Here is a 2,016-nt window from a genome sequence, read left to right as displayed (position 1 = left end):
GAATTCGTGGCATGAAGCCTGGGTCTCACCAAGATAAGGAGGCATTGCGGCCTCACCGTAACCAACGTGACCGTCCCAGCTGATTCTGGTGATTACAATAGGGGTGAAGGTTCTGGATGAACCTGAAATGTGGAAGGTGAACTTCATTATGCCTTTGAAATCCTCCCATGCCAGCTCCAGCTTCTTGCTGCCGCCTTTGCTTACAGGGTCTTTTGCAAAAAGGTCTGAAGGCTGCCAGAGTGCAGCTGCCGCTGTCATGAGGCCTGCGGTTTTCAAAAATCCTCTACGTGTGCTCATTTTATATCTGTTTTAAGTTAATTTCCTTCTACCCTGATGGCGAATCACTGCCTCTTGGAGGCACCATCGTTGTAAATATCGCATAAAATTATAAAAAGCCTTTCAATACTCCAAATATGTTGTAGAAAAATCTATTTGGAGGCTTTGGTTTGACAATATGCCTCAAATTGATTAAATTTGCCGATTAAGGGATGCTGAAATCCGAAAATAATTAACAATATAACTATGAAAAAATCAATTGTAATTTCCGTTTTTGGCGCAATGCTGCTCTGTTGCCTCTACGCCAATGCACAAACCGATGTTTATGCGTACGATGACGATCCTTCGTTCGTTGGAAGCTGCACATCCGTTATGGTTGGCAAGAAAGCCTCAACCGACGGTTCTGTGATGACCGCACACGCCTGTGATTCATATTACAGGACATACGTTACAATGGAGCCTCGCAAGCATTTCGAGCCGGGACAGAAAGAGGATGTATATTATTATGCATTCCGCAGGGAGGAGCCTTGGGACAACAGAATAGCCACCGTAAGCGGTTCCATTGTTCCACCTAAGCAGGACACATACAGATTCCTCAATACGGCATATCCTTGCATGAACGAGAAGCAGGTTGCAATAGGTGAGACTACCTTCGATGGAAGATTGGAACTTATCAACAGAAAGGGAATCTTCTGGATTGAGGAGCTTCAGAGAATAGGTCTGGAATATGCAGCCACCGCACGCGAAGCCATTGAAATAATGGGCAGGCTTGCCGAGGAATACGGCTATTGTGACTGGGGCGAGTGCCTCACTGTGGCCGACAAGAACGAAGTATGGCATTTTGAGATAAACGGTCCGGGCGAGGGCGAACCTGGAGCAATATGGGCTGCCCAGAGAATTCCTGATGACCACGTTGGAATTTCTGCCAACATTGCAAGGATAGGTACGATTGATTTTGACGATCCTGCTAACTTCATGTGGAGCAAGAACGTGAAGGAGAAGGCAAAACAGTACAAGGTCTGGGACGGCAAAGGCCCTCTCGTATTCTGGAAACTGGTTGGCGACGGACGTCCTTTCAGCATAAGGGAGTATATGATTTTCAAGGAACTGGCTCCAAAGCAGTTCGAGAACATGGAACTTGATGCCGACGGTCTTCCAAAGAACTGGGACGAATTCCCGTTCTCGATTGTTCCTGAGAAAAAGGTGAGCCCAGAGCAGATGTTCTCTTTCTATAGGATGACATACGAAGGAACAGGACGATATGATGTTACCGACAATCTCAAGATAAAAGTTCATCGCAGAGAGAAGATTCAGGACAGCGATCCGTATCCTTTCAGCAAGTACAATGAGTACGACGAGGAAGTTGTTCCTATTTCTCCGTTCATGAGTGCCGATGTACGCGCAATGCTCAACAAGTTCGTGCTCAAGGAAGAGGCTGAGGCAAAGATAGCCGACAGGAAGAATCTCAAGAAAGGCCAGAAGGTGGAATTCACTCCAGTAGTGAAGAACCGCAGGACAGTTGCAGTGATACAGTGCTCTTACTCATGGGTTGCACAGTGCCGCGAGTGGTTGCCTGATGCAGTTGGCGGAATTGTTTACTTTGCATACGACAATGCCGCTCAGAGCCCTAGGTTCCCTATCTATGCGGGACAGACAACTCTTCCTCACAATATGATGCACTGCGGCCAGAACGAATACAGACCTGAAGCCGCTGTATGGGCGTTCCGTGAAACAAACAGA

The 2,016-nt window shown here is 47.1% G+C and carries 2 protein-coding genes; one reads left to right on the top strand and one right to left on the bottom strand.

Translation table 11 applies throughout. The annotated features are described in order from the left end of the window. On the bottom strand, positions 1-297 hold a 297-nt coding region (locus AC06L3_RS02435; protein WP_475669034.1), incomplete at its 3' end, for a twin-arginine translocation signal domain-containing protein. A gap of 225 nt (positions 298-522) precedes the next feature. Here AC06L3_RS02435 and AC06L3_RS02430 point away from each other — a divergent pair. Next, positions 523-2,016, top strand: a 1,494-nt coding sequence (locus AC06L3_RS02430; protein WP_475669033.1) for a C69 family dipeptidase, incomplete at its 3' end; no start/stop codon positions are given.

The organism is Candidatus Egerieousia sp., assembly GCF_056211015.1.
This window is presented reverse-complemented; position numbering and strand designations above follow the sequence as displayed.